The 25376-nt window shown below is 68.2% G+C and carries 20 protein-coding genes and 1 pseudogene; 13 read left to right on the top strand and 8 right to left on the bottom strand.

Translation table 11 applies throughout. The annotated features are described in order from the left end of the window. Window positions 1-4: 4 nt before the first annotated feature. Complete coding sequence (locus tag H610_RS0111560) at window positions 5-964, bottom strand: LysR family transcriptional regulator (protein WP_028239813.1); 960 nt, start codon at window positions 962-964, stop codon at window positions 5-7. A gap of 303 nt (window positions 965-1267) precedes the next feature. On the opposite strand from H610_RS0111560, the gene H610_RS0111555 reads away from it, so the two are divergent. The 4 genes from H610_RS0111555 to aldA are packed head-to-tail and all read left to right on the top strand — an operon-like array spanning window position 1268 to window position 6076. Further along, window positions 1268-2566: an MFS transporter gene (locus H610_RS0111555; protein WP_028239812.1), complete on the top strand. Its 1299-nt coding sequence runs from the start codon at window positions 1268-1270 to the stop codon at window positions 2564-2566. A 30-nt stretch (window positions 2567-2596) separates the two neighbouring features. Next, on the top strand, window positions 2597-3781 hold the full coding sequence (gene rhmD, locus H610_RS0111550; protein WP_028239811.1) for an L-rhamnonate dehydratase: 1185 nt from the start codon (window positions 2597-2599) through the stop codon (window positions 3779-3781). Window positions 3782-3822: 41 nt separating this feature from the next. After that, window positions 3823-4623: an aldolase/citrate lyase family protein gene (locus H610_RS0111545; protein WP_028239810.1), complete on the top strand. Its 801-nt coding sequence runs from the start codon at window positions 3823-3825 to the stop codon at window positions 4621-4623. Window positions 4624-4639: 16 nt separating this feature from the next. Beyond that, complete coding sequence (gene aldA / locus H610_RS0111540; protein WP_028239809.1) at window positions 4640-6076, top strand: aldehyde dehydrogenase; 1437 nt, start codon at window positions 4640-4642, stop codon at window positions 6074-6076. A 63-nt stretch (window positions 6077-6139) separates the two neighbouring features. On the opposite strand, the gene H610_RS0111535 is transcribed toward aldA, so the two are convergent. Continuing rightward, window positions 6140-7069 carry a LysR family transcriptional regulator gene (locus tag H610_RS0111535; RefSeq protein WP_028239808.1) on the bottom strand — a complete coding sequence of 310 codons (930 nt, stop codon included), beginning with the start codon at window positions 7067-7069 and terminating at the stop codon, window positions 6140-6142. A gap of 178 nt (window positions 7070-7247) precedes the next feature. Here H610_RS0111535 and H610_RS0111530 point away from each other — a divergent pair, with 178 nt between their 5' ends. From H610_RS0111530 to H610_RS23780, 6 genes and pseudogenes are all read left to right on the top strand, one after another. Beyond that, on the top strand, window positions 7248-7952 hold the full coding sequence (locus H610_RS0111530; protein ID WP_028239807.1) for a pirin family protein: 705 nt from the start codon (window positions 7248-7250) through the stop codon (window positions 7950-7952). Between the two features lie 148 nt (window positions 7953-8100). Then, window positions 8101-8781 carry a hydrolase gene (locus H610_RS0111525; RefSeq protein ID WP_028239806.1) on the top strand — a complete coding sequence of 227 codons (681 nt, stop codon included), beginning with the start codon at window positions 8101-8103 and terminating at the stop codon, window positions 8779-8781. A gap of 139 nt (window positions 8782-8920) precedes the next feature. Continuing rightward, window positions 8921-10540, top strand: a complete 1620-nt coding sequence (locus tag H610_RS0111520) for an MFS transporter (protein WP_028239805.1) — start codon at window positions 8921-8923, stop codon at window positions 10538-10540. Between the two features lie 132 nt (window positions 10541-10672). Further along, complete coding sequence (locus H610_RS0111515) at window positions 10673-11242, top strand: antibiotic biosynthesis monooxygenase (RefSeq protein ID WP_028239804.1); 570 nt, start codon at window positions 10673-10675, stop codon at window positions 11240-11242. Window positions 11243-11255: 13 nt separating this feature from the next. Then, complete coding sequence (locus H610_RS25965; RefSeq protein ID WP_236614291.1) at window positions 11256-11336, top strand: twin-arginine translocation signal domain-containing protein; 81 nt, start codon at window positions 11256-11258, stop codon at window positions 11334-11336. A 60-nt stretch (window positions 11337-11396) separates the two neighbouring features. Continuing rightward, window positions 11397-13226: pseudogene (locus tag H610_RS23780) on the top strand (amidohydrolase). Window positions 13227-13251: 25 nt separating this feature from the next. Here the strand turns inward: H610_RS23780 and H610_RS0111500 are convergent. From H610_RS0111500 to H610_RS0111485, 4 genes are read right to left on the bottom strand one after another with little or no spacing between them, the layout of a single operon-like run. Further along, window positions 13252-13578, bottom strand: coding sequence for a DUF2149 domain-containing protein (locus tag H610_RS0111500; RefSeq protein ID WP_028239803.1), 327 nt, complete (start codon window positions 13576-13578; stop codon window positions 13252-13254). Next, window positions 13578-14054, bottom strand: a complete 477-nt coding sequence (locus H610_RS0111495; protein WP_028239802.1) for a MotA/TolQ/ExbB proton channel family protein — start codon at window positions 14052-14054, stop codon at window positions 13578-13580. Before H610_RS0111495 ends, H610_RS0111500 begins: the two co-directional genes overlap by 1 nt. Next, window positions 14055-17912: a cobaltochelatase subunit CobN gene (gene cobN / locus H610_RS0111490; protein ID WP_028239801.1), complete on the bottom strand. Its 3858-nt coding sequence runs from the start codon at window positions 17910-17912 to the stop codon at window positions 14055-14057. Next, window positions 17912-19867, bottom strand: a complete 1956-nt coding sequence (locus H610_RS0111485; RefSeq protein WP_043238366.1) for a TonB-dependent receptor domain-containing protein — start codon at window positions 19865-19867, stop codon at window positions 17912-17914. The genes cobN and H610_RS0111485 overlap by 1 nt, the downstream gene beginning before the upstream one ends. 325 nt (window positions 19868-20192) lie before the next feature. On the opposite strand from H610_RS0111485, the gene H610_RS0111480 reads away from it, so the two are divergent. After that, window positions 20193-20573: a hypothetical protein gene (locus H610_RS0111480; RefSeq protein ID WP_028239799.1), complete on the top strand. Its 381-nt coding sequence runs from the start codon at window positions 20193-20195 to the stop codon at window positions 20571-20573. Window positions 20574-20576: 3 nt separating this feature from the next. Here H610_RS0111480 and H610_RS0111475 read toward each other — a convergent pair whose 3' ends face one another. Further along, window positions 20577-20858: a hypothetical protein gene (locus H610_RS0111475; RefSeq protein ID WP_028239798.1), complete on the bottom strand. Its 282-nt coding sequence runs from the start codon at window positions 20856-20858 to the stop codon at window positions 20577-20579. A gap of 580 nt (window positions 20859-21438) precedes the next feature. On the opposite strand from H610_RS0111475, the gene H610_RS0111470 reads away from it, so the two are divergent. Continuing rightward, complete coding sequence (locus H610_RS0111470) at window positions 21439-23055, top strand: argininosuccinate lyase (protein WP_028239797.1); 1617 nt, start codon at window positions 21439-21441, stop codon at window positions 23053-23055. Between the two features lie 5 nt (window positions 23056-23060). Here the strand turns inward: H610_RS0111470 and H610_RS0111465 are convergent, their stop codons facing one another. Further along, window positions 23061-24311, bottom strand: coding sequence for a cation:dicarboxylate symporter family transporter (locus H610_RS0111465; RefSeq protein WP_028239796.1), 1251 nt, complete (start codon window positions 24309-24311; stop codon window positions 23061-23063). Between the two features lie 118 nt (window positions 24312-24429). Between H610_RS0111465 and H610_RS0111460 the strand changes: the two genes are divergently transcribed. Then, a complete protein-coding gene (locus H610_RS0111460) occupies window positions 24430-25374 on the top strand; it encodes a LysR substrate-binding domain-containing protein (RefSeq protein ID WP_028239795.1) in 945 nt (314 codons plus the stop codon). Window positions 25375-25376: the final 2 nt, after the last annotated feature.

The following is a 25376-nucleotide window of genomic DNA, read 5'->3' as shown; positions in this document are numbered from 1 at the left end:
GCATCTACCGGCTCCCCTGCGCCCCCGCAGCGGCTGCCCGTGCGCGCAGCAACTCGATGAAAGTGCCGAGCTCCCGCCCGACTGGTTCGCCCTTGCGCAGCAACATGCCGAACGGGGCCATCTTCTGCCCGACCTCCACCGGCAGCGCCCTGACCAGGCCCATTCTCAGGTAGTCGCGCAGGGCGCTTTCCGACAGCAGCATGATCGCCTCGGTGAGCTGGATGAGTTGCTGCATCGAATAGACAGAGCTGCATTCGATGACATCTGCCGGCGGACTGAGGCCGAGCTGCTGCAGTTCGGCATCGAAGGCGATGCGCGCCGGACTGGTCTGCGGCTGCAGGATCCAGGGCCAGTCATCGACCAGCTCCCGGAAATCCGGATCGCTGCGCTCGGCCAGCGGGTGACCGCTGCGCACCACCAGCAACAGCCGTTCATTGCCCAGTTCCTCGAAATCATAGTGCTGGCTATCGGTCGCGGCGCTGCGGCGCGCGATGGCGAGGTCGATGCGCCCCTGCTCCAGCAACTGGATCACCTGGTCGCTAGTGTCGCCCATGATGCGTATGCGCAACTGATGATGGCGCGCCTTGATCTCGGCGATGGCGTCCATCACCAGATCGGGCGCGGCACCCATGATGGTGCCCACCGAAAGATAGCCGTAGCCCCCCTGCTGGCGTGCAGCCAGGTCCTCGGCGCAGCGATCGAGGCCGGTCAGCGCCGTTTCGGCGAAGTGCAGCAATTGCCGCCCTAGCGCCGTCGGGCGCATGCCGCGCGGCATGCGTTCGAATAGCTCGCAGCCGAACATGTCTTCGATTTCATGCAGCATCCGCGTCGCCGCCGGCTGCGACATGTTCAGGTGCTGCGAGGCACGGTGCAGGTTGCGACTGGAGCCGAGCGCGACAAGCATGTGCAGGTGCTTGTAGCGCAGGCGGTTGAACAGGCTGCGGGAAGAAAGCGGCAATTCCATCGAAACGGCCCACCGATAACCGAAAGGTATCTTTTATAAGCGAAATTCGATTGGTCATGCATCGCTATGCGGTTCTACAGTCGCGCTACCGATAAAAACAAACGCACCTCGAGGTGTACGCCATGACCACGCTTGCCCTTCCCGCACCGCTTCGCCATCCGCCGGCCTCCTCCCGCAACCGGCAGCACCGCCCCCTTCGCTTCCCACTCATTCCCTACGCGAGACGCATGTCCATCCGCTGAGCCGGCCGGCTGCCTGCAGGGCAGCCCCCACGCAGTACAACAACGCCAAGAGGACACTGTCGTGAACACCCTTCCCGCCTCGCTGGTCGCCAAGGTTTCCTGGCGGCTGCTGCCGTTCCTGCTGCTGATGTACATCATGGCCTTCCTCGATCGGGCCAATGTCGGCTTTGCCAAGCAGGCGTTCCAGGCCGACACCGGCATCGGCGATGCCGCGTTCGCCTTCGGCGCCGGGGTCTTCTTCGTCGGCTACGCGCTGCTCGAAGTGCCCAGCAACCTCATCCTGCATCGCGTCGGCGCCCGCCTGTGGATGTGCCGGATCATGGTTTCCTGGGGCCTGATCTCGGCGGCGATGATGTTCGCCCACAACGAAACCAGCTTCTACGTGCTGCGGTTCCTGCTCGGCGTCGCCGAAGCCGGCTTTTTCCCGGGAGTCATCCTCTACCTCACCTACTGGTTCCCTTCCGCCGTGCGCGGCAAGGCAATGGGCTTCTTCTATTTCGGTGCGCCACTGGCCTTCATTTTCGGCAGCCCGCTGTCGGGCCTGCTGCTGGAACTGGACGGCTGGTCCGGCCTGCATGGCTGGCAATGGTTGTTCCTGGTGGAAGGCCTGATGGCCACCCTGGTCGGCATCTGGGCGTACTGGTATCTGGACAACCGGCCCGCCGACGCGAAATGGCTGACCGCCGACGAGCGCCGCCAGTTGCAGAACGCCCTCGACCGCGAGGACAGCCACAAGGTCTCCCACGGCAAAAGCCTGCTGGCCGTGCTCACCCAGCCGACGGTGCTGTATCTGTGTCTGATCTACCTGCTTATCCAGGCCAGCGTCTACGGCGTGGTCTTCTACCTGCCGACCCAGGTCGCCGGCCTGCTGGGGCAGAAGGTCGGCTTCATGGTCGGCCTGGTGTCGGCGTTGCCGTGGGTTTGCGCGCTGCTCGCGGCGTGGCTGATCCCCAGTTACTCCGATCGCACCGGCGAGCGGCGCTGGACCGCGACGCTGACGCTGCTGGTTTCCGCCGCGGGTATTGCCGCCTCGGTCAGCAGCGGCAGTCCCGCCATCGGCCTGATTGCCCTGTGCTTCGCCGCAGCCGGGTTCATTGCCGTGCAACCGGTGTTCTGGACCTTTCCCTCCAGCTATCTGGCCGGCAGCGCAGCGGCTGGCGGTATCGCCCTGATCAATTCCTGCGGCGCCCTGGGCGGCTTCATTGCACCGATTCTCAAGAATTGGGCCGAGCGCACGGCCGAGTCCCCCGCCGCCGGCCTCTACCTGCTTGCCGGAACCACCGTCATCGCCAGCCTGCTGATGCTCGGCATCCAGCGCGGCCCGCGTCCGGCGGTGACAAAACCAGCGACCAATCCCTGACCAGACCCATTGGCAACGAGGAGTCATCCGATGAGCATTCCGACGATCAAGCACGTACGCGCCTTCACCCTGCGCGGCGGCGGAGCCGACTACCACGACCAGGGCGACGGCCACTGGATCGACGACCATATCGCCACGCCGATGAGCAAATACCCGCAGTATCGGCAGAGTCGCCGGAGCTTCGGCATCAACGTGCTCGGCACGCTGGTGGTGGAGATCGAGGACAGCGCCGGCAATCTCGGCTTTGCAGTCACCACTGGCGGCGAACCAGCGGCTTACATAGTCGAGAAACACCTGGCGCGTTTTCTCGAAGGTGCGCGGGTCACCGACATCGAGCTCATCTGGGACCAGATGTACAACTCGACGATGTACTACGGACGCAAGGGCCTGGTGATCAACACCCTGTCGGGTGTGGATCTGGCGCTGTGGGACCTGCTCGGCAAGGTCCGTCAGGAGCCGGTGCACCAGTTGCTCGGCGGCGCGGTGCGTGACGAGCTGCAGTTCTACGCCACCGGCGCCCGGCCGGATCTGGCGCAGAAGATGGGCTTCATCGGTGGCAAGATGCCCCTTCACCACGGTCCGGCCGAAGGCGAGGAAGGCCTGCGCAGGAATCTCGAGGAACTCGCGGTGATGCGCGAGCGCGTCGGCCCGGACTTCTGGCTGATGTACGACTGCTGGATGAGCCTCGACCTGAACTACGCCACCCGTCTCGCCCAGGGGGCCGCCGAGTTCGGCCTGAAGTGGATCGAGGAAGCCCTGCCGCCGGACGACTACTGGGGCTACCGGGACCTTCGCAAGAACGTGCCCACCGGCATGCTGGTCACCACCGGCGAGCACGAAGCGACCCGCTGGGGCTTCCGCATGCTGCTGGAGATGGGTTGCTGCGACATCATCCAGCCGGACGTCGGCTGGTGCGGCGGGCTCACCGAACTGATCAAGATCTCGGCGCTGGCCGATGCGCACAACGCCCTGGTGGTGCCGCACGGCTCGTCCGTCTACAGCTATCACTTCGTCGCCACGCGGCAGAACAGCCCGTTCGCCGAGTTCCTGATGATGGCGCCGAAGGCCGACGAGGTCGTGCCCATGTTTCATCCGCAGCTGCTCGGCGAACCGGTGCCGGAGAACGGCCGCATGCGCCTCTCGCGCCTCGACCAGCCGGGCTTCGGCGTCACCCTCAATCCGGAATGCCAGCTTCATCGCCCCTACCAGCACTGAACCAGTCGACCCACCGCACAGGTGGGTCGGGGAGTCTTGTCATGCAATTGCCCCACAACCACTTCAAGGCGGGCCTGGCCGGAACGGATGCGCAGTACGGCATCTGGGCCGGATTCGCCAGCGGCTATGCGGCCGAGATCGTTGCCAGCACCGGTTACGACTGGATGCTGATCGACGGCGAACATGCACCCAATACCGTGCCAACCATCCTTGCCCAGCTCCAGGCCGTGGCGCCCTATCGCACCGCACCGGTGGTGCGCGCGGTGAACGGCGATCCGGCACTCATCAAGCAGTTGCTCGACATCGGTGCCCAGACCCTGATGGTGCCGATGGTGGAGAGCGCCGAGCAGGCGCGCGACCTGGTGCGCCTGATGCAGTACCCGCTCAATGGCATCCGCGGCGTCGGCGGCGGGCTCGCGCGCGCCACGCGCTGGGACGGCGTGCCCGATTACCTGGGCACGGCCCACGAGCAACTCTGCCTGATCGCCCAGGTGGAATCGCGCGCCGGCGTCGAGAACGTCGAGGCGATCGCCGACGTCGATGGGCTGGACGCGATCTTCATCGGCCCTGCCGACCTGTCCATCGGGCTCGGTCATCCGGGCAACCCGAACCACCCTGAGGTGCAGGCACAGATCCGCCGCGTCATCGAGGCCACGCTTGCCTGCGGCAAGGCGTGCGGCATCCTCGCCCCGCATGAGGAAGACGCGCGTCGCTACCTCGCCTGGGGCTGCCGCTTCGTCGCCGTCGGGATCGACATCAGCCTGATGCGCCAGGGCGCCCTGGCCACCCTGGCGCGCTACCGCGAGTCCGCGGACACAGCGCGCACCTCGCGCACCTACTGACACACGGAGAGTTCCCATGAGTGAATCCGTACCGGTCCACCAGAACTATATCGACGGCGTCTTCCATGACAGCGAAGCGCATCTGGACGTCTTCAACCCGGCCACCGGCGCGCGGCTGTCGCGCGTGCCCGCCGCGTCGCCGGAACAGATCGAACGGGCGATCGGCGCGGCACGCGCCGCACAGAAGCCCTGGTCGCGCAAGCCGGCGATCGAGCGCGCAGGCTACCTGCGCAAGATCGCGGCGAAGATCCGCGAAAACGTCCCCCGGCTGGCGCGCACCATCACCCTCGAACAGGGCAAGATCGCCGCGCTCGCCGAAGTGGAGGTCAACTTCACCGCCGACTACCTCGACTACGTGGCCGAGTGGGCGCGGCGCATCGAAGGCGAGATCATCACCAGCGACCGGCCGGGCGAGAACATCTTCCTGTTCCGCAAGCCGCTGGGCGTGGTTGCCGGCATCCTGCCGTGGAACTTCCCGTTCTTCCTCATCGCTCGGAAGATGGCGCCGGCGATGCTCACCGGCAACACCATCGTCATCAAGCCCAGCGAGGAGACGCCGAACAACTGCTTCGAGTTCGCCAGGCTGGTGGCCGAGACCGATCTGCCGCCCGGTGTGTTCAACGTCGTCGGCGGCGATGGCCGCGTCGGTGGCGCCCTGAGCGCGCATGCCGGCGTGGACATGGTGAGCTTCACCGGCAGCGTCGCCACCGGACAGCGCATCATGGCTGCCGCGGCGCCGAACCTGACCAAACTGAACCTGGAGCTGGGCGGCAAGGCGCCGGCCATCGTGCTCGCCGATGCCGACCTGGAGCTCGCCGTGAAGGCCATCCGCGATTCCCGAATCATCAATACCGGGCAGGTGTGCAATTGCGCCGAACGCGTCTATGTCGAGCGCAAGGTCGCCGATGCCTTCATCGACAGGATCGCCGGCGCGATGGCCGCGACCCGCTTCGGCGATCCGTCGGCGCAGCCGGACGTGGAAATGGGTCCGTTGATCAACCGTGCAGGCCTCGACAAGGTGGACGCGAAAGTACGAGCGGCGATCGCCCAGGGCGCCAGCGTGGTCACCGGCGGCGGGCCGGCCAACCTGCCCGCCGGCTTCCACTACCAGCCCACGGTACTGGCCGGCTGCCGTGCGGACATGCCGATCATGCGCGAGGAGATTTTCGGCCCGGTGCTGCCGATCCAGATCATCGACGATCTCGACGAAGCCATCGCACTGGCCAACGACTGCGAATACGGACTGACCTCCTCGGTCTACACCCGCGACCTTTCCAAGGCGATGCACGCCATGCAGGAGCTCGACTTTGGCGAGACCTACGTCAACCGCGAAAACTTCGAGGCGATGCAGGGTTTCCACGCGGGCGTGCGCAAGTCCGGCATCGGCGGCGCGGATGGCAAGCATGGGCTGTACGAATACACCCATACCCATGTCGTCTACCTGCAATGCTGAGATGACAGGCTCGCCGACGGTCCCGCCCAGCAGGCTGGGCCGCCGGCGAGCCGTCCCGGGCGATCACTCCAGCCCCTCGCTGGGCTGCGCCCAGGGCGCGGCGGCGAAGCGTTCGGCCAGGTACTCGATCAGCGCCTGCACGCGGGCCGGGCGGCTGCGGCCCGGCGGGGTCACGATGTGCAGCGCGATCGGCTCCACCTGCCAGTCGTCCATCGCCGTCTCCAGCGCGCCCGATTCCAAGTCCTTCCAGGCCAGGAACTCAGGCTGCAGCGCCAGCCCCAATCCCGCCCGCAAGGCCGGCGCCAGCGCCTCGGCATTGTTGGCCAGCATCGATGCGGAGATCGCCTGGGCGAACTCGCCATGCCGCCTGTGACGGAACCGCCAGCTGCTGCCGCCGCGCGAATAGCTGTATTGCAGCACGCGATGCCGGGCCAGGTCGCGTGGGTGGCCCGGCCGCCCGTGACGCTCGAAATAGGCTGGCGCGCCGACCAGCAGGATGCGCACGGTACACAGTCGCCGGGCCAGCAGGCTGGAGTCGGCCAGGGTCGAGATACGCAGGGCCATGTCGAATCCCTGGGCGACCAGGTCGACCAGCTCGTCGCTGAAATGCAGGTCCAGCACCACGTCGGGATGGCGTTCCATGAACGCCGGCAGCACCGGCGCCAGGTGCGAGACGCCGAACGACATCGGCGCCGCGATGCGGATGGGCCCGCGCAGGCTGGTCGACTGTTCGGCCACCTCGGCCTCCACCGCCTCGCCTTCGGCCAGGATGCGAGCGGCACGCTCCAGCGCGGCGTTGCCGCTCTCGGTCAGCGACATCCGCCGCGAGGTCCGGTGGAACAGCATGGTCTTCATGCGCCCTTCCAGGCGTGTGATGGCCTTGGAAACGGTGGCCTGCGACAGGCCGAGCTCGGCGGCGGCGCGGGCGAAGGAGCCCATTTCCGACACCTTGGCGAAGATCGCCCAGGCTTCGAGGTCCGGCAGGTTCTTCATGGCAATCCCGGAAACAATCCGATCACGTTCGTTCCGTAGGATTGTCCACGAACAGCATGAAACCTGCCATCCAACACATCCAAAAAGGAAACGATAGTTTTCCATCGTTTCCATTCTAAAGGCACCTTCGACTGCCTATAGTCGCTCCCATCGAAACCTGCTTCATCGGGAGAACAGCATGATCGAACGCCGTCCCTTCGACAGCCTCGGTGGCGCCCACCACGGCTGGCTCGATGCCAGACATCATTTTTCCTTCGCCGGCTATCACGATCCGGAGCGCGTGCACTGGGGCGCGCTGCGCGTCTGGAACGACGACACCATCGCTCCGGGCACAGGCTTCCCGTCGCATCCCCATGCGGACATGGAAATCATCACCTATGTTCGCCAGGGAGCGATCACGCATGAGGATAACCTGGGCAACAGGGGCCGGACCGTGGCCGGCGACGTGCAGGTCATGAGTGCCGGCACCGGCATTCGGCACTCCGAGTACAACCTCGAGCCGGGCGTCACGCAGATCTTCCAGATCTGGATCTTCCCGGACCGCGGTGGCGAACCGCCGTCCTGGGGCTCCAAGCCCTTCCCCCGGGACGATCGTTCCGGCCAGTTCGTGGCCCTGGCCAGCGGCGTGGAGGGCGACGAGGACGCGCTGCCGATCCGTACCGACGCACGGGTGCTGGGCGCGACGCTGAAGGCCGGCGAGACGGTGGAATACCGCTTCGCCGATGCGAACCGCTACGGCTACCTGGTGCCGGCCAGGGGCAAGGTGGAGATCGACGGGCTGGTGCTGGAGGCGCGCGACGGTGCCGCTATCCATGGCGAGCAGCGCATCCGCATCACCGCCCGCGAGGATGCCGAGCTGGTGCTGGTGGATGCCGCCGGCTGAGTTGCAACGAACAGAGTGCGGGGGTTCGCGGCCTCTCCTGCACCGGACCGAATCGGTGGTCCTGCCGTCCACCGATCCGGCCCAGCGCTGCGCAGGCAGCAACGAATGTCGCCGCATCCGAACCGCTCGACCTTGAAGGAGAGTCATGATGACCCAGTACCTCGAAGTCCTGACCCCGCAGAACAGCCAGATCATCTTTATCGACCAGCAGCCGCAGATGGCCTTCGGTGTACAGTCGATCGACCGCCAGGTCCTGAAGAACAACGTCGTGGGCCTGGCCAAGGCCGCCAAGGTGTTCGACATCCCCACCACCATCACCACGGTCGAGACCGAGAGTTTCTCCGGCCATACCTACCCCGAGCTGCTGGCGGTATTCCCCGGGCACAGGATTCTCGAACGCACCTCGATGAATTCTTGGGACGACCAGAACGTGCGCGATGCACTGGCCGCCAACGGCCGCAAGAAGGTCATCGTGTCCGGCCTGTGGACCGAGGTCTGCAACACCACCTTTGCGCTCTGCGCGGCGCTGGAAGGCGGCTACGAGATCTACATGGTCGCCGACGCCTCCGGCGGGACCTCTGTGGAAGCGCACAAGTACGCCATGGATCGCATGGTCCAGGCCGGCATCGTGCCGGTGACCTGGCAGCAGGTGCTGCTGGAGTGGCAGCGCGACTGGGCGCGCAAGGAGACCTACGACGATGTCATCCGGATCGTCCAGGAGCATTCCGGCGCCTACGGCATGGGCGTGGACTACGCCTACACCATGGTGCACAAGGCGGCGGAGCGCGTGCAGCACGGCGAGCGCATCGGCCCCAACCCGGCCAGCTAGGCCTCTTGCGGCTGCAGCCGTCGCCCGGACACCGGGCGATGGCTGCGCCGGGCACGAGCCGCCCGCCTCGCGGCCCCGCACGCGAAGCGGACGCGGCACCGCGCACAACGGACGCTGGACCTGAAGAGCGAGAGGCGTCATGAGCAACGAATCATCGCAATCGGTTTCCGCGTCTGCCGGCAGTTTCGCTCCTCTACGGCAGGCGCTTTTCACCGTCCTGTGGATCGCGACCATCATCGGTAACACCGGCAGCTTCATCCGCGACGTCGCCAGTGCCTGGATCATGACCGACCTGTCGCCGTCGCCGGCGGCCGTCGCGCTGGTGCAGGCCGCCGCGACGCTGCCGATCTTTTTGCTGGCGATCCCCGCCGGCGTGCTGTCGGATATCCTCGACCGGCGAAAATTCCTGATCGCCATCCAGTTGCTGCTGGCCAGCGTCAGCGTCTGCCTGATGCTGCTGTCGTTCCTCGGCCTGCAGTCGATCGGCTCGCTGGTGGCCCTGACCTTCCTCGGCGGCATCGGCGCGGCGCTGATGGGGCCGACCTGGCAGGCCATCGTCCCCGAACTGGTGGAGAAGCAGGATCTGAAGAGCGCGGTGGCGCTCAATTCGCTGGGGATCAACATCGCCCGCGCCATCGGCCCGGCGATGGGCGGGCTGATCCTCGCCAGCCTGGGGGCGGCGTTCACCTATGGCGTGGACGTCATCAGCTATGCCTTCGTCATCGCCGCACTGCTGTGGTGGAAGCGCCCGAAGGCGGCCCAGGACGTGCTGGCCGAGCGTTTCCCCGGCGCCTTCCGCGCCGGGCTGCGCTATGCACGCGCCAGCCGCGAGCTGCATGTCGTGCTGCTGCGCGCCTTCGTCTTCTTCGCCCTGGCCAGCTCGGTCTGGGCCCTGCTGCCGCTGGTGGCGCGCGGGCTGCTCGGCGGCGGGGCCGGCTTCTACGGCATCCTGCTCGGCGCCGTCGGCCTCGGCGCGATCGCCGGCGCCGTTGTCATGCCGAAGCTGCGCGAGCGGCTGAACGCCGACGGTCTGCTGCTCCTGGCGGCGCTGGTGACGGCGGCGATCATGGCCTTTCTTTCCTTCGCGCCGCCGAAGTGGACGGCGGTGGCGGCCTTGCTGCTGCTGGGCGCGGCCTGGATCACCGCGCTGACCACGCTCAACGGCGTGGCGCAGTCCATCCTGCCCAACTGGGTGCGCGGCCGCTCGCTGGCGGTGTACCTCACGGTGTTCAACGGCGCCATGACCGTCGGCAGCCTGGGCTGGGGCGCGGTGGCGCAGCTGATCGGCGTGCCGCTCACCCTGCTGGCCGGCGCCGCCGGGCTGGTCGCGGCGGGGCTGGTCGCCCATCGCCTCAAGCTGCCCAGGGGCGAGGCCGACCTGATGCCCTCGCGCCATTGGCCCGAGCCGCTGACGGCGGCCCCGGTCGAGCACGACCGGGGGCCGGTGCTGATCCAGGTCGAGTACCGCATCGCGCCGCAAGACCGCGCCGATTTCCTGAAAGCGCTGGCCCGGCTGTCGGCCGAGCGGCTGCGCGACGGCGCCTATGCCTGGGGCATCGCCGAGGACGCGGCCGATCCGCAGCTGATGCTCGAATGGTTCCAGGTCGAATCCTGGGCCGAGCACCTGCGCCAGCACAACCGGGTATCCAGAGCGGACGCCGACGTCCAGAACGAGGTGCTGCGCTTTCATCGGGGCCCAGAGGGGCCGGTGGTGCGGCATTTCCTGGCGTTCAACCATCCGGCCGAAGGGCGGGCATAGGCTCGCCGCCGCCCCAGTCCATGCACCGCCGGCGGTGCGTACGGGCATCCGTTTCCGCTCCGGGGCAACCGCCCGCAGGCGCAGCACGGGAGCGATGCCGCCACGACCGGCCGGCGAAACAGGAAGCGAACCATGACTAGCGACCGTTCGAACGACGTGGTCACCCTGCTCATCCGCCACCGCGTCAAGGAAGGCAACGAGCAGGCGTACGAACGCTGGCTGCATCGCACCGTGGAGGCGGCCAAGGGCTATCCCGGCCACCTGGGCATCGACGTGATGCGCGAGCAGCAAGGCAGCCAGCGGCAGTTCACCTGCGTGCTGCGCTTCGCCAATCCCGAACGGCTGCACGCCTGGCTGGAATCCGACGAACGCCGTGGGCTGATCGAGCAGGTCCGTCCCCTGCTCGCCGACGGCGACCGGACCGAGATCAACCCCGATCGCGAGTTCTGGTTCAGCCCTGCCCTCGCCGGAGGCGCCGAGCCGCCTCCCCGCTGGAAGCAGGCGTGCGTCACCTTCCTGGTGATCCTGCCGCTGAGCCTGCTGATACCGCAGCTCTGGCAGCCCGTGTTCGTCCGGGCGCCCTGGCTCGGAGGCTACCTGCCGAGCAACGTGCTGATCACCCTCAGCATCGTGCTGCTGGTCGTCTATTTCTTCATGCCGACGGTCACCCGCTGGCTCTCCCCCTGGCTGAACGCCCGCTGATCAGGAGACATCCATGAACCGCGATCCACCCTGCAACAGCCGCCGCCAGTTCCTCGCCGCCAGCACGGTGCCAGGCGCGGCGGGCGCACTCTGATCCGCCCAGCCTTTCGCCCACGCCGCCGGTCCATCCACGACCACGCCCTCAGGGGGTTCCATGACCGCCGATCTGATTCTGCACAACGGCCGCATCCACACCGTGGACCGCGACAATCCCACGGTTTCCGCCGTCGCCATCGAGGATGGCCGTTTCGTCGCCGTCGGCTCCGATGCCGAGGCCATGGCCCTGCGCGGCAGCACCACCCGGGTGGTCGACCTGCAGCGCCGCAGCGTCATACCCGGGCTCAACGACTCGCACCTGCACCTGATCCGTGGCGGGCTCAACTACAACCTGGAACTGCGCTGGGAAGGCGTGCCCTCGCTGGCCGACGCGCTGCGCATGCTCAAGGAGCAGGCCGAGCGCACGCCGGCGCCGCAATGGGTGCGGGTGGTCGGCGGCTGGACCGAGTTCCAGTTCGCCGAGAAGCGCATGCCGACCCTGGAGGAAGTGAACCAGGCCGCGCCCGACACCCCGGTGTTCGTGCTGCACCTCTACGACCGCGCGCTGCTCAACCGCGCCGCGCTGAAGGCGGTCGGCTACACCAGGGACACGCCCAGCCCGCCCGGCGGCGAGATCCAGCGCGACGCCAGCGGCAATCCCACCGGCATGCTGATCGCCCGGCCCAACGCGATGATCCTCTACGCCACCCTGGCCAAGGGGCCGAAGCTGCCGCTGGAGTACCAGGTCAACTCGACCCGCCAGTTCATGCGCGAGCTCAACCGCCTGGGCGTCACCAGCGCCATCGACGCCGGCGGCGGCTTCCAGAACTACCCGGAAGACTACGAAGTGATCCGCAAGCTGGCCGAGGACGACCAGCTCAGCGTGCGCATCGCCTACAACCTGTTCACCTAGAAGCCCAGGGAAGAACTGGCCGACTTCCGCAACTGGACGACGATGGTCAAGCCCGGCGACGGCAACGACTTCTTCCGCCACAACGGCGCCGGCGAGATGCTGGTGTTCTCCGCCGCCGACTTCGAGGACTTCCTCGAGCCGCGCCCGGACCTGCCGCAGAGCATGGAGCAGGAGCTGGAACCGGTGGTCCGCCTGCTGGTCGAGCAGCGCTGGCCGTTCCGCCTGCATGCGACCTACGACGAGTCCATCTCGCGCATGCTCGACGTGTTCGAGAAGGTCGACCGCGACATTCCCTTCAACGGCCTGCCCTGGCTGTTCGACCACGCCGAGACGATCAGCCCGAGGAACATCGAGCGGGTGCACGCGCTCGGCGGCGGCATCGCCATCCAGCATCGCATGGCCTTCCAGGGCGAGTACTTCGTCGACCGCTACGGCCAGCAGGCCGCCGAACACACCCCGCCGATCCAGCGCATGCTGTCCGAGGGCGTGCCGGTAGGCGCCGGCACCGACGCCACCCGGGTGGCCAGCTACAACCCCTGGACCGCGCTGTACTGGCTGGTGAGCGGCCGCACCGTCGGCGGGCTGCAGCTCCATCCGCAGGGGCTGTCGCGCGAGACCGCGCTGGAGCTGTTCACCCACGGCAGCGCCTGGTTCTCCAGCGAGCAGGGTCGCAAGGGGCAGATCAAGGTGGGCCAGTTCGCCGACCTGGTGGCCTTGTCCGCAGACTACTTCGCCGTCGAGGAAGAGCAGATCAAGTGGCTCGAATCGGTGCTCACCGTGGTCGGTGGCAAGGTGGTGTACGCCACCGGTGAGTTCGACAAGCTCTCCCCGCCGGCCCTGCCGGACTGGTCCCCGGTGGCCAGGGTGGAGGGGCACTGGAAGCCCGCCGCGCCGCTGACCGCGCAGGTCCACCAGTGCGCCGGCGCCTGTGCCGTACACGCCCACCATCACGAAGGGGCGCGCCTGTCGAACGTGCCGGTCAGCGATTACCAGGGCTTCTGGGGGGCATTCGGCTGCTCCTGCTTCGCCTTCTGATCCGCCGCAGCGCCGGGACCGGAGTCTATCGCTCCTGCCCCGGCTCGCCCTCCGGCACGTAGACCATCCGCCCATCGGCCAGGCGGTAGGTCACGCCGGCCTTGGTGCCCTGCCCTTCGCCGATCTCGCCGCTGGATTCGTAGCGCTTCAGTTCCTGGCCGTCCTTGACCAGCATGCGCATGTCCGCCTCGCCGGGGTTCTCGATGACCACCACCTTGTCCTGGCTGAAGGGATTCAGCGGATTCTGCACGATGACGATCAGCAGGATCCCGATCACCACCAGGAACAGGTCGATCAGGTTGACCATCGAGAGGATCGGGTCGTCCGCCTCGTCGTGTTCGAGAAAACGCATCAGCCCTGCTCCCGCGCGCGCTCGATGACGCGCAGTTCCTGCAGCAGCCAGCGGCGGCGCACGGTGAGGATGAAGAAGGTGATGCTCGCGCTGACCAGCGCCAGGATCACCGCGGAGAAGGCCACCACCAGGTTCTCGCCGATGCCCTGGGCATCGTTTTGCGTCAGCGCCAGCAGCGCCGGGCCCATGGGGATCATGGTCGCCACCAGGCCGAGCATCGGCGCGCTGCGCGAAGTGACGCGCAGCCATTCGAGGCGCTGCATGATCCACAGTTCGAGGTCGTCGCTGGTCCCGCCATGCTCGCGGTGCCAGGCCGCCAGGCACGAGCGGTAGCGTCCGGCGCGACGCTGCCAGGCCTCCAGGGCGAAGGCGCCCAGGGCGACGAAGGCATAGGCCAGCGCGGCGAGGATCAGCAGCAGGACCGGCAGCAGGAACAACCGGGTGAGTTCGTAGAGGCTGGTTTCCAGACCATTCATTTATACGTGTTCCACAAGACGTCGATTGGAGAGGGATTGCCGGACGGCGCCGGCGATGAAGAGCGCGAGCAGCGCCGCAAGGCCGAGCCAGAGCAGCCAGCGCGGCCGCTCGTCGCCGCCCGAGGCCGACACTTCCTCGAGCACCTGCCCGCTGACGGTCTGGCCGGCATCGGCGCTTGCGCCTTCCGCTGCCGGAACCGAACCGCCCTGCAGGCCGAAACCGGCGGCGATGCGCTCGATGAAGTCGCGGGTCGCGGGCTGGCCGACTTCCCCCGCCTCGGTCGACGCCAGTTGCCGGCGGCGCTCGGCCAGTTCGCGACGGGTCTGCTCGCTGGCATCCCAGTAGCCCTTGCGGATGGCCTCGACCATGCGCTCGATCATCTGCGCCTGGGCCGTCGGGTTGTGCTGCTCGAACCAGGCGTTCAGGCCGAGCTGGCGCTTGTCCATGACGAAGGTGTCGTGGATCGCCTGCCACTGGTCGGCGCGCACCATGCTGCGGTCGGCGGCCTGCCAGCCCCACAGGTTGTTGACCAGGTTGACCATCTCCAGGGTGCCGGCATAGCCCTCCTCCTGCATGGCGCCGATCCACTGCGGGTTGAGGTAGCGCCCGCGCAGCTCGCTGGCGAGGAACTGCGCCGCGCCGGTGGTGCGCGGCTCGCGCTGGCGCAGATCGCTGATGTAGAGCGCCGGGCTGCTGCCGTCCAAGTGGCGCACCGCCAGCGACAGACCGCCGAGGAATTCGAACGGATGGTCGGTGGAGAGCACGCCGTTGAGCTCCGAGGAGCGCGACATCACTGCCGCCTGCACGCCCTTCAGCTGCTCGGCGAACAGGTTGGTGCTCTCCAGCCTGAGGCCCCAGTCCTGGCTGCCATAGCCGTACTGCAGGCGGCCGAGGAACTGCTCGGCCAGCGCCGATTCGTCGTCCCAGCCGGTGGAGTCGAGGGTCAGTTGCGGCAGGCCGGTGCCGTAGTCCCCCGGCTCGTTGCCGAACACCCGCAGGCGCGCCAGCCGCCGGGCCTGCTCCTCGGCCATGCCCTGCTGCCGCAGCCGCTCGGCCAGCGCCCGGCTGTTCTCGGCGATGGCATTGCCCGGCTCGTCCAGCTCGGCCAGCCGTTCGACCGCATCGGCCAGCAGCCGCATGAAGCCGTCGAACTGGTCGCGGTAGACGCTGGTGACCTGCAGCACGGCATCGATGCGCGGCCGCCCCAGTTGCTCGGCGGGAATGATCTCCAGTTCGGTGACCCGCCCGCCGGCATCCCACACGGGGCGCAGGCCGAGCGCGTGCAGCACCTGGCTCTCGACGATGCCCAGGTGGCGCAGCGCCTCGGATGACCACAGGCTGAAGGCCAGCTTGCGCGGGGCCTGCCCGTCGTGCTCGGCGCGATACTGCTCGATCAGCTGTTGCAGCGCCTCTTCGCCGGCCTCGAAGGCCGCCCGGGTGGGAATCTTGTCCGCCTCGAAGGCGTAGAGATTGCGGCCGCTGGGCACGTCCGGGTTGCGGATCGGATCGCCGCCCGGCCCCGGCGCGACGAAGCGCCCCGCCAGCCCGGCCAGCAGCGCCTCGATCTCCCCGGTTTTAGCGAGGTGGCGATCCAGCTCGATACCGCGGGCCAGTTGCTCGCGCAGCGCGGGGGCGCGCACCTCGTCCAGCGAGCCGCCGTCGCGCAGGTAGGTCTTCAGCGTCCGGTAGGGCGCCGTTTCCTGCAGGGCGGCGAAGTCCACGGCGAACATCTCTTCGGGGTCGAGCCCCAGCGCCTGGTAATAGGGGGCGCCCAGCTGCTGCATCACCGTGCTCAGGCGGTGTTCGGGCGACGCCGGCTCGCCGAAGGTGTGCAGGCCCAGCGGGGTGGCGCCGCGCGCCAGTTCGTGGAGGTGATCGTGCAGCGCGGCGAGAAAGGACGGGAAATCCTCGCGCATGCCCGCCTCGTCCCAGCCGAAGTCGGCCTGCAGGCCGGCTTCCAGCACCGCGGCGCGGATCTGCTCGGCGCTGCGCTGGCGCACCGCGCCCTCGTCCAGTTGCTGGTATTCGTGGATCAGCTGATGCAGGTCGCGCAGCTCGTCGTACAGCCCGGCCGGGGCGAACGGCGGCGTCTGGTGGCTGACGGTGACCGCCCGCCCGCGACGCCGGGCCTGGATGGCCTCGCCGATGTTGTCCTGGATATAGGGGTAGAACACCGGCAGGTCGCCGAGCACCCGGAAGGGATAGTCGCCGACGGCCAGCCCGCGGTCCTTGCCGGGCAGCCATTCCTGGGTGCCGTGGGTGCCGAAGTGGATCAGCGCGTCGGCGTCGAAACGCTCGCGCAGGTACTGGTAGACCGCCAGGTAGAGGTGGTCCGGAGGTACCTGGGCGTCGTGGTAGGCCTCGCCCGGCCGCCCGGCACGCGGTGGCTGCGGCAGCAGCAGGAGCTTGCCCAGGTGCATGGCCGGCACGATGAAACGTAGCTCGCCGTCGATCTCGCGCAGCGCCCAATGCTCGGCCGGATCGCCCCAGCGCGCGCGCAAGGCTTCGCGCGTGGCCTCGGGCAATCGATCGAACCAGGCCTGGTAGTCGCTCAATGGCAGGCTCTCGGCGAGGCCGTCGCGGTACAGCTGGTCGAGGGTTTCCGGGCGGTAGTAGCCGGCCAGCAGGCGCTGCGCCGGGGCGATCAGCTCCGCCTCCGCCCTGGCCGGCACGTCGTAGCCGGCGCGCTGCAGCGCCTCGCTCAAACCGGCCAGGCTGGCCGGCACGTTGAGGTGCGAGGCGGACAGGTTGCGCTCGCCGTCCGGGTGGTTCCAGAACATCAGCGCCAGGCGTTTCTCGGCCGCCGGCCGCTGGCGCAGGCGCACCAGCCGGTCGAGCTTGCCGAGCAGCGCCTCGACCTGCCCCGCCATCAGCTTCGGCTCGCCGTTCTCCAGCGCGCTGATCACCAGTGGATCGCTCATGCCCCAGGCTTCCGGCACGCTGAGGAAAGCCGCCGCCGTGCGCGCCTGCATGCCGCTCGGTTCGGCCAGCCAGTCGGCTTCGCCGCCGTCACGGTAGCCGAAGGTCTGCAGCACCGGCACGTCCAGCCCGAGGAATTCGGCCTTGCGTGCCGGGCCATTCTGCATGTGCTGCAGGTTGACCAGCGCCTGCACGTCGGCGCTGGCGAACAGGTTGGTCAGCGCCTGCGGGTCGCGGTCGTCGAACCAGAACACCAGCGGCGCCTGGCCATGCCGCTCGCTGCGCCGGACCAGTTCGTCGATGGCCGCGAGCTGGCCGTCGGCGATGGCGCCGCGATGAATGGCGAAGGCGATGCGCGGCGCGTCCCCGGCCCAGCGCGCGCGGCCCCAGGCCAGGTAGTCGTCCAGGGAGGCGAACGGCGCTGGCGCGTCGGGATGATAGAAGCCGGTCTGCGGCAGTTCGACCGGTGCCGGCAGGTCGTCGAACGGCTGCTCCGCATGCCGGCGCTGCACCAGGGTGAACAGCTGCCGCAGGTTGGCCGCGCCGCCGTTGCCGTAGTAGCCGATCAGGCGCATCGCCAAGGGCGGCGGCAGGTGGCCGAACGCCGGCGGACCGCCGCCGATCCTGACCCAGGGCACCGGCTGGCGCTCCAGCAGGTCGCCGAGCCGTTGTTCGACCGCGGCCACGTCCGACGGCCGCGGCGTATCGAGGATCAGCAGCTCGGCCCCGGCGAGCCATCCGGCATCCGGCGCGCGCGCATCGCCCGTGCGCAGGCTGGCGAGCTCCACGCCCGCCTCGGCGGCCCAGTCGGCCAGGCGCTGGTGCTTGCCGGGCAGGACGAAGTCGCTGCTCAGCACCCGCACCTGCGGCCGATCGGCCGAAGCCCAGGTGCCGGAGCACGCCAGCAATGCCAGCAGCAGAGGCAGCCAGCGGCGCATCAGAAGGTCGCCACCAGGCCGACGTGGTAGGTACGCCCGGGCTCGGTGTAGGCGAAGTTCTCGTTCTGGTCGGCCAGGCGCTCGTCGCCGATGTTCTCGACGCCGCCGCGCAGGGTCAGGTTGTCGCTCAGCTTGCGGCTCAGCTCCAGGTGCCAGAGGCTGTAGGCCGGCAGCGCATAGGCGACGTTGCTGCTGTAGGCCAGCTGGCTGCCGACGTACTCGGTGCGCAGCTGCGCGTCGAAGCCGGGCGTCGGCGCCCATTTCAGCACGCTGTTGGCCATGTGCCGGGAGCGGTCGCCCAGCCGCTGGCCGGCCGTGAGGTTGCGTGCGTCCAGGTAGGTGTAGTTGAGCGACCAGTGGAAGTTCGCCGGCAGGTCGATGCCGCCGCCCAGTTCGAGACCGCGGATGCGCGCCTTTTCCAGGTTCTCGTAGTTGCGCACCTCGGCGCCGCGGATGCCGCAGCGGGACACACAGATGGTCTGGATCAGGTCGTGCACGTCGTTCTGGAACAGCATGCCGGTCAGCGACCAGCCCGCGCCCTGGTAGTCGGCGCCCAGCTCGTAGGAGGTGTTGGTTTCCGGCTTCAGCTCGGGGTTGCCGTAGATGGTGAAGCGGCCGCCGCCGCCGACCGCGGCATACTCCGGCGACAGCTGCTTGAGGCTCGGCGCCTTGTAGCCGCGGCCGATACCGGCACGGAAGGTCAGCGCGTCGCTATAGTGATGCAGCAGGTAGACGCGCGGGCTGGCTTCCCAGCCGAACGCCTCGTGCTTGTCGAAGCGGCTGCCGAGGGTCAGCGACCAGTCCGGGTTGAAGGCGATCTCGTCCTGCAGGAAGAGCGCGCGATGCAGTGCGCTCTCGTCGCCGGCGGCGTTCACCGAGCTGTCCTCCAGCTCCTCCTTGCGCCACTCGCCGCCCAGGGTGACCAGATGCCGGTCGAACAGGGGAACGCTGAGGTGGCCGTCGACCACGCTGTCGGTCAGGCGCTGGGGATCGCTGGGAGCCTGGCCATCGCTGCGCGCGTTGTCGCGATCCAGCCGGTTGCGGTAGGCGCGCACCTGGGTGCTGCCCCACTGCCAGTCGCCGCTGTGGCCGAGCGACCACTGTTCGCGCTCGATCACGTCGGCGGACTCGTAGTAGGCCGAGTTCGTGCCGCCGGTTTCGGTGTTGCGCCAGCGCCGCTCGCGGCCGGCGCCGTAGGTCAGGTCGATGCGCTGCGCCTCGTCCGGCGTCCAGCTCAGGGTCGCGCTGCCGCTATTGGCGTTGCGCCCTTCCAGCTCCGACAGACGCTCATTGTCGAAATCCGGCGTCTCCTGCTGCCGGCGCGTCTCGCCGTTCAGCGTCAGGCCGAGTACGCCGGGCACCAGCGGGCCGCCGAGGTAGGCGCCGACCTGGTGGGACTGGCCGCCGAGGCCGTCCTCGCGCACGCCGCCATCGATGATGCCGCTGCCCTTCCAGTTGTCGGTGGCCTTGCGGGTGATGATGTTCACCACGCCGCCCAGCGCTTCCGAACCGTACAGCGAGGACATCGGCCCGCGTACCACCTCGATGCGCTCGATGGCTTCGACCGGTACCCAGCCGAGGTCGAAATCCGAATGCGCGATGGCGCCGGAGGAGGTGCTGATGCGCTTGCCGTCGACCAGCACCAGGGTGTGCTCGCTGGGCATGCCGCGCACGCTGATGCCGCGGCGGTCGAAGCCGATGCCGTTGAATTGCAGGCTTTCGGTGCCGCGCAGGGCTTCCTGCAGGTCCTGCACGGGGCGCTTGGCGAGCTCTTCGTGGGTGATGACCGACACACTGGCAGGCGCATCGCGCATCGCGCGCTCGGTGTGGGTGGCGCTGACGACCATGGGTTGCAGGGCGATCGGCTCGGCCTGGGCGAGCAGAGGAAGCAGACAGAGGACGGGCAAGGCCAGGGCAGGACGTTGGGGTGACAAGTGCTGTATCACGAGAGACATATCCATATCGACGCAAGGGCAAGGGGGCGTAATTGTTACTTTATAACGTATCGATGGCAATACGCTTTCCCGAACCAGACGGGCCCGAGCGCCCTGCCGACAGGAATTTGCAGGTCGGCACGCCCCTCTATAGCAACGTCGGTGTGCAGCCTCTGGCAGGCACCGACCGGAACAGATCCGAATTCGTGCCCAAGAGAGAGGTGACCCAGTGGCCTCGAGCCCGACGATGCCTGCCGAGCAGGTATCCCGAGACAAGCCCTGCGACGGGATGGGAGAGATGGGAAAGGTGGCCGCTGGCCGAAGGGGAGCCGAAGCGAACGCGCCCGTGCGGGCGCGCCTGGCGGGCCTGCTCCAGGCCGCAGCCTTGCTGGCGCTGGCCGGCTGCGCGGCGACCCCGGCGGACTTCACCGCCGAGGAAGTGGCCAAGGCGGAAAAGGTCCGCGCCTACCCGGCGTCAGCCATCCCCCCGTTGCACAGCGTCATCGGCCCGGTGCGCAGCAGTTCCTGCGACGCCCTGTCGATGAAGCGCACCGCCGGCACCGAAGGCGAGGCGCTGTGGCTGCTCAAGCTGCAGACGGTGCGCCGTGGCGGCGACGTGCTGGTGAACTACGCCTGCGAGACGCGCTCCCTGTCGCCGACCAGCGGCTGCTGGCAGTCGCGCCATTGCCAGGGGCAGGCCGCCGTGCGCGACCGCCCACGGCAGTGAAGGTCAGAGCGTCGGGTGCTTGCCTTCCAGTTGCTCCTGCATGCGGCCGATCTCGTTCTCCAGGTGGTTGCCCCAGTCTTCGCCGATGTACTGCGCCAGGCTGGTCAGCGCCTCGACGTTCAGCCCGCGGCCGTGTTCGATGTCCAGGCGGATGGCGCTGTTGAGCGCGGTCATCCAGACGATGATGTCGCGCCCGCTGCGCAGGAATTCCAGCGCGTCGTCGGCCACGTGGGCGGCGGTGCGCAGGACGGAGACGTTGTTGACGGCCTTCAGTTCGGTGGTCATGGCTAGGTTCTCGTGGCCTTTGATACGCGTCACCCGCCGGGCCAGGGCACTGCGGTGACTGCTCGATTATCCGGGTTATCTGCCGCTGTTCCCGGTTTCTTTATGACCGTTCGTCGAAGTTTTGCCGAATGTTTCATGGCGTTTCGACAGCATCGGCAAGGTCCCGGCAGCTTTTGGCACGGGCCGGCCAGCCCGTCTTCCTTCGGGACCGGGTTGGGATGAGGACCGCAGTGGCCAGCCCTCATCCGACCCTGCGGGCCACCTTCTCCCGCGGGAGAAGGGAAAAGCCTGGCGCGGCCAGGAAGCTCGGAATGCCCCTGTGGGCAATGTACGGGCACGCACTCTTGTAAAAAGCCCGGCGCGCTGCCCGTGGCCTCGGCGCCTGTAGGAGCAGGCTCTGCCTGCGACCTGGTCAAGACCACTCAGCCGTCGAGCAGCGCAGCCATACATACGCAAAACATCTCGAATCCATATCGGACATATATTTTTAATCCGAACAATCGCTCACTAGCATTGGCCTCGAGCGCCGACGGGTTTCGATCGGCGCCTCCATTCCAATAACAACAATCCGGAGAGCCGCATGCTCAACTCATCTGCTTCCCCGCGCCGGCGGAAAACCACCCTGTCCCTGGCGGTGGCCTTCGCCCTCGCCACCACCCAGCTGAGCGCACAGGCCGCCAACACCGGCGAGCTGCCCTGCCGCACCACCGCCGAATGCGCCGCCCAGGCGGCCAAGATCGGCGCCAGCGTCGACCGCGGCGCCGCGAAGAAAGGCGCGCACGACGACCAGTTCGCCTGGATCAACCGCATCAACAAGGCGTCCATCGTCATGCTCAGCGAGGAAAAGATCGTCGACCGCCAGCAGGGCCACGAGATCGCCCGCGGCGTGCAGCACGTCATCGATCAGGCCGGCAAGGCCGACGGCAAGCGCCCCAGCGACGTGCTGCAGATCGAGAGCATCATGATCGACGCGATCGGCCCACAGGCTTCGCTGATCCATTCCGGGCGCAGCCGCCAGGACATGTACGCGACCTACCGCCTGGCCGCCCTGCGCAGCCAACTGCTCGACTACACCGAAGCGATGAACCAGACCCGCGCACGGCTGCTGGAGTTGGCCAAGGACAACGTCGAGACGCTGATCCCGGCCTACACCAACGGCGTGCAGGCCCAGCCGATCACCTACGCGCACTACCTGCTGGCCTACGAGGCGGCCTTCGAGCGCGACGGCCAGCGCATCCGCGAACTCTACGAACGCCTGAACCGCAGCCCGATGGGCACGGCGGTGCTGGCCAACTCCGCCTGGCCGCTCGACCGCGAGCGCCTGGCCGAACTGCTCGGCTTCGATGGGGTGCGCGAGAACTCGCTGGACGCCGGCCAGGTGTCGACCTACGACATCCCGCTCGAGGCGGCGGGCATCGCCTCGTCCTCGGCGATCCGCATCGGTGCCATGCTCGGCGACATCCACACCCAGTACCACCAGATCCGCCCCTGGCTGCTGCTCGAGGAAGGCGCCACCTACACCAGCAGCGCCATGCCGCAGAAGCGCAATCCGGGGCTGATCATGCGTGCCCGCGAGACCGCCTCCGACGTGGTCGGGCTGGCCCATACCGTCACCCTGCGCGCGCACAACGTCACCACCGGGATGACCGACTACAAGTTCGCCTATGACGAACTCGGGCTGTTCGACAGCGCGCAGCAGATGTTCGTCCGCATGCAGGCGGTGCTCGACGCCCTGGTGATAAACCCGCAGCGTGCCCGCGAGGAGCTGGAGGCGGAATGGACCACCTCGATGGAACTGGCCGACACCCTTGAGCGCGAGCACAAGGTGCCGTTCCGCATCGGCCACAGCTTCGCCTCGGCGGTGGTCGGCCATGCCCGCCAGGAAGGGTTCGTGCCGGCCGATTTCCCCTACGCCGAGGCCCAGCGGCTGTTCACTCAGGCGGCGGACAAGTACGAGTGGAAGACCCGGACCCTGCCGCTCGACGAAGCCGCGTTCCGCGCCACCCTGTCTCCGGAGAACATGGTCAGGACCCGCGTCGGCACCGGCGGCCCGCAGCCGGCGGAAGTCCGACGCATGCTTACGCAGGCGGAAAAGGCGCTGGCCGGCGACCAGCACTGGACGCGCGACCGTCGCGACCGGCTGGCCAAGGCCGAGACGGCGCTGGACAAGGCCTTCGGCAGCCTGCTGAAGAATTGACCGCCTCAGCGCTTGCCGGCCATCGCGTCGGCAAGCGCCGTCTTGCGCCGGGCCCCGAGCGCCTCGCGCAGGGCCGCGCGGTCGAGCGCCCCGCTCCAGGCGGCGATTACCAGGCAGGCCAGGCTGTTGCCGAGCACGTTGGTCAGCGAGCGGCACTTCATCAGCCGCTCTACGCCGAGCAGGATGCCCAGGCTGTCCAGCGGCACCAGCCCGAGCGCGCCGAGGGTGGCGGCCAGGGTGAGGAAGGACGAGCCCGCGGCGCTGGTCGAGCCGAGCGAGGTCAGCAGCGTCACCAGCAGCAGCGACAGCCACTGGGCGCCGTCGAAGGACACCCCGGCGAGCTGCGCCAGGAACACGATCGCGCAGGTCAGGTAGATGTTCGAGCCGGCCAGATTGAAGGTGTAGCCGCTGCTGAGCACCAGCCGCAGCAGCGCGCGGTCGCAACCGGCCCGCTCGAGCTTGTCGACCAGCCCGGGCACCGCCGCCACCGAGGCGCCGGTAAAGGCGACCAGGCACAGTTCCTCCTTGATGTAAAGAACCAGCCGCCACAAGCCGAAACCGGTGCAGCGGGCCAGCGTGCCCATGACCAGCACCACGAACAGGAAGCAGGCGAGATAGACCGTGCCGATGAACTTGAGCAGCGGCCAGGCCGATGCCGGCCCGTAGCGCCCGAAGGTGAACGCCATGGCGCCGAACGCCGCCAGCGGTGCGAAGCGCAGCAGCAGGCGCAGGGCCGCGAGCAGCCCGTCGACGCAGGCATCCAGGCCGCGGCGCCAGGGCTCGCCAACGGTCCCGGACAGGCCGAGCCAGAGGCCGAAAGCCAGTGCGGCCAGCAATATGGGAAGGATGAGCGTGTGGCCGAGCACCTGCGTCAGGCCGCTGGTCACGGCCGCCCAGACGTCGACCGGCGGAGCCGCCGCGGCTACGGCACCGGTCGATGGCGAGTCGGCGCCAGGCGCCAGCAGCAGCGCCGCCGCAGCACCGGTGATCAGCGCCAGCACGCCGACCAACTGGAAATACAGCAGCATGCGCCCGGCACAACGCCGGCCCTCGCCGCGCCGGCCGAGCCCGGCCACCGCCGAGGCCACCAGCACGAACATCAACACCGGCACGGCATGCCCGATCACCGTGAGGAACAGATCGCTGAGCGGCTTCATGCGCACCGCCAGGTCCGGCTGCAGGATGCCGAACGCCATGCCCAGGGTGATGGCGACGAAGAGCAGCAGGGTATCGTTTCTGGTACTGGTCAGGGTCATGATCCGTCGCGCATCTTGTTGTTCTTGTCGCTTTGTCGTTCAGTCGCTCGAATGCTTCGTATCCTAGCCCATCCCCCCTCCGCGACGCTGCCCGCAGCCTCCACCCGCAAGAAATGCCATGGAACTCCGACACCTGCGCTACTTCGTCATGGTCGCCGAGGAGAAGCGCTTCACCCGCGCCGCCGCACGCCTGAACATGCAGCAGCCGCCGCTGAGCCAGCAGGTCCGCGCGCTGGAGGAGGAGCTCGGCTTCGAGCTGTTCAGGCGCCACGCCAAGGGCGTCGACCTGACCACCGGCGGCGAGGCGTTCCTCGAGGAAGCCAAGGCCATCCTGGCCCGCGTGCAGGATGGCGCGCGCCGCGCCGCACGAGTGGCCAGGGGCGTCGAGGGCACCCTGGCGATCGGCTTCACCTCTTCCGCCACCGCGCACCCGCTGATCCCGCGCATCATCCGCGCCTACCGCGAGCGCTATCCGAGCGTTGCCATCACGCTGCGGGAAGGTAATGCCGACCGCCTCACCACGCTGACCCACGCCGGGCAGCTGGACGTCGGCATCCTCCGCGCGCCGGTGAGCCGCCCGGATGGCCTGGACTTCCACCGCCTGCTGGTCGAGGAACTGCTGATGGTGCTGCCGGCCGGGCACCCGGCGCTGGCCGAACCGCGCGAGGCGGTGCCCCTGGAGGCCTTGCGCGACGAGCCGTTCATTCTGGTCCGCCGCCCCGGTGCGCCGGGCATGTATGCCAACCTGCTGCGCGCCTGCCGGGCCGCCGGCTTCGAGCCACAGGTTGCCTTCGAGGTCGAGCGCATGCTGACCAACGTCAGCCTGGTGGCCGCTGGCGAAGGCGTCTCGGTCGTCCCCGCGTCGATGCGCGACATCCACCGCGAGAGCGTCGCCTACCGCCGCATCGAGGGCGCCCGTCCGCGCCTGGTGGCACCGCTCACGCTGGTCTGCCGGGCCTTCAATCGCTCGCCGGCGCTGGACAACTTCATCGGGCTGGCACGCGAACTGGCCAGGGCCTATCGCCGCCAAGGGCGCGACGAGCGCGCCGTGCAGCCGGCCTGAGA

Source organism: Stutzerimonas azotifigens DSM 17556, assembly GCF_000425625.1.
GTDB lineage: Bacteria > Pseudomonadota > Gammaproteobacteria > Pseudomonadales > Pseudomonadaceae > Stutzerimonas > Stutzerimonas azotifigens.
The sequence above is the reverse complement of the archived record's forward strand: the minus strand, read 5'-3'. Positions and strand labels throughout refer to the sequence as shown.

What these genes read in the sequence shown, in the direction of transcription:
- H610_RS0111545 (WP_028239810.1), top strand. Translation starts at nt 3,823, where the DNA reads ATGCAATTGCCCCACAACCACTTCAAGGCGGGCCTGGCCGGAACGGAT.
- H610_RS0111535 (WP_028239808.1), bottom strand. Translation starts at nt 7,069, where the DNA reads ATGAAGAACCTGCCGGACCTCGAAGCCTGGGCGATCTTCGCCAAGGTG.
- H610_RS0111470 (WP_028239797.1), top strand. Translation starts at nt 21,439, where the DNA reads ATGCTCAACTCATCTGCTTCCCCGCGCCGGCGGAAAACCACCCTGTCC.
- H610_RS0111515 (WP_028239804.1), top strand. Translation starts at nt 10,673, where the DNA reads ATGACTAGCGACCGTTCGAACGACGTGGTCACCCTGCTCATCCGCCAC.
- H610_RS0111475 (WP_028239798.1), bottom strand. Translation starts at nt 20,858, where the DNA reads ATGACCACCGAACTGAAGGCCGTCAACAACGTCTCCGTCCTGCGCACC.
- H610_RS0111530 (WP_028239807.1), top strand. Translation starts at nt 7,248, where the DNA reads ATGATCGAACGCCGTCCCTTCGACAGCCTCGGTGGCGCCCACCACGGC.
- aldA (WP_028239809.1), top strand. Translation starts at nt 4,640, where the DNA reads ATGAGTGAATCCGTACCGGTCCACCAGAACTATATCGACGGCGTCTTC.
- H610_RS0111520 (WP_028239805.1), top strand. Translation starts at nt 8,921, where the DNA reads ATGAGCAACGAATCATCGCAATCGGTTTCCGCGTCTGCCGGCAGTTTC.
- rhmD (WP_028239811.1), top strand. Translation starts at nt 2,597, where the DNA reads ATGAGCATTCCGACGATCAAGCACGTACGCGCCTTCACCCTGCGCGGC.
- H610_RS25965 (WP_236614291.1), top strand. Translation starts at nt 11,256, where the DNA reads ATGAACCGCGATCCACCCTGCAACAGCCGCCGCCAGTTCCTCGCCGCC.
- H610_RS0111460 (WP_028239795.1), top strand. Translation starts at nt 24,430, where the DNA reads ATGGAACTCCGACACCTGCGCTACTTCGTCATGGTCGCCGAGGAGAAG.
- H610_RS0111500 (WP_028239803.1), bottom strand. Translation starts at nt 13,578, where the DNA reads ATGCGTTTTCTCGAACACGACGAGGCGGACGACCCGATCCTCTCGATG.
- H610_RS0111560 (WP_028239813.1), bottom strand. Translation starts at nt 964, where the DNA reads ATGGAATTGCCGCTTTCTTCCCGCAGCCTGTTCAACCGCCTGCGCTAC.
- cobN (WP_028239801.1), bottom strand. Translation starts at nt 17,912, where the DNA reads ATGCGCCGCTGGCTGCCTCTGCTGCTGGCATTGCTGGCGTGCTCCGGC.
- H610_RS0111525 (WP_028239806.1), top strand. Translation starts at nt 8,101, where the DNA reads ATGACCCAGTACCTCGAAGTCCTGACCCCGCAGAACAGCCAGATCATC.
- H610_RS0111495 (WP_028239802.1), bottom strand. Translation starts at nt 14,054, where the DNA reads ATGAATGGTCTGGAAACCAGCCTCTACGAACTCACCCGGTTGTTCCTG.
- H610_RS0111485 (WP_043238366.1), bottom strand. Translation starts at nt 19,867, where the DNA reads ATGTCTCTCGTGATACAGCACTTGTCACCCCAACGTCCTGCCCTGGCC.
- H610_RS0111465 (WP_028239796.1), bottom strand. Translation starts at nt 24,311, where the DNA reads ATGACCCTGACCAGTACCAGAAACGATACCCTGCTGCTCTTCGTCGCC.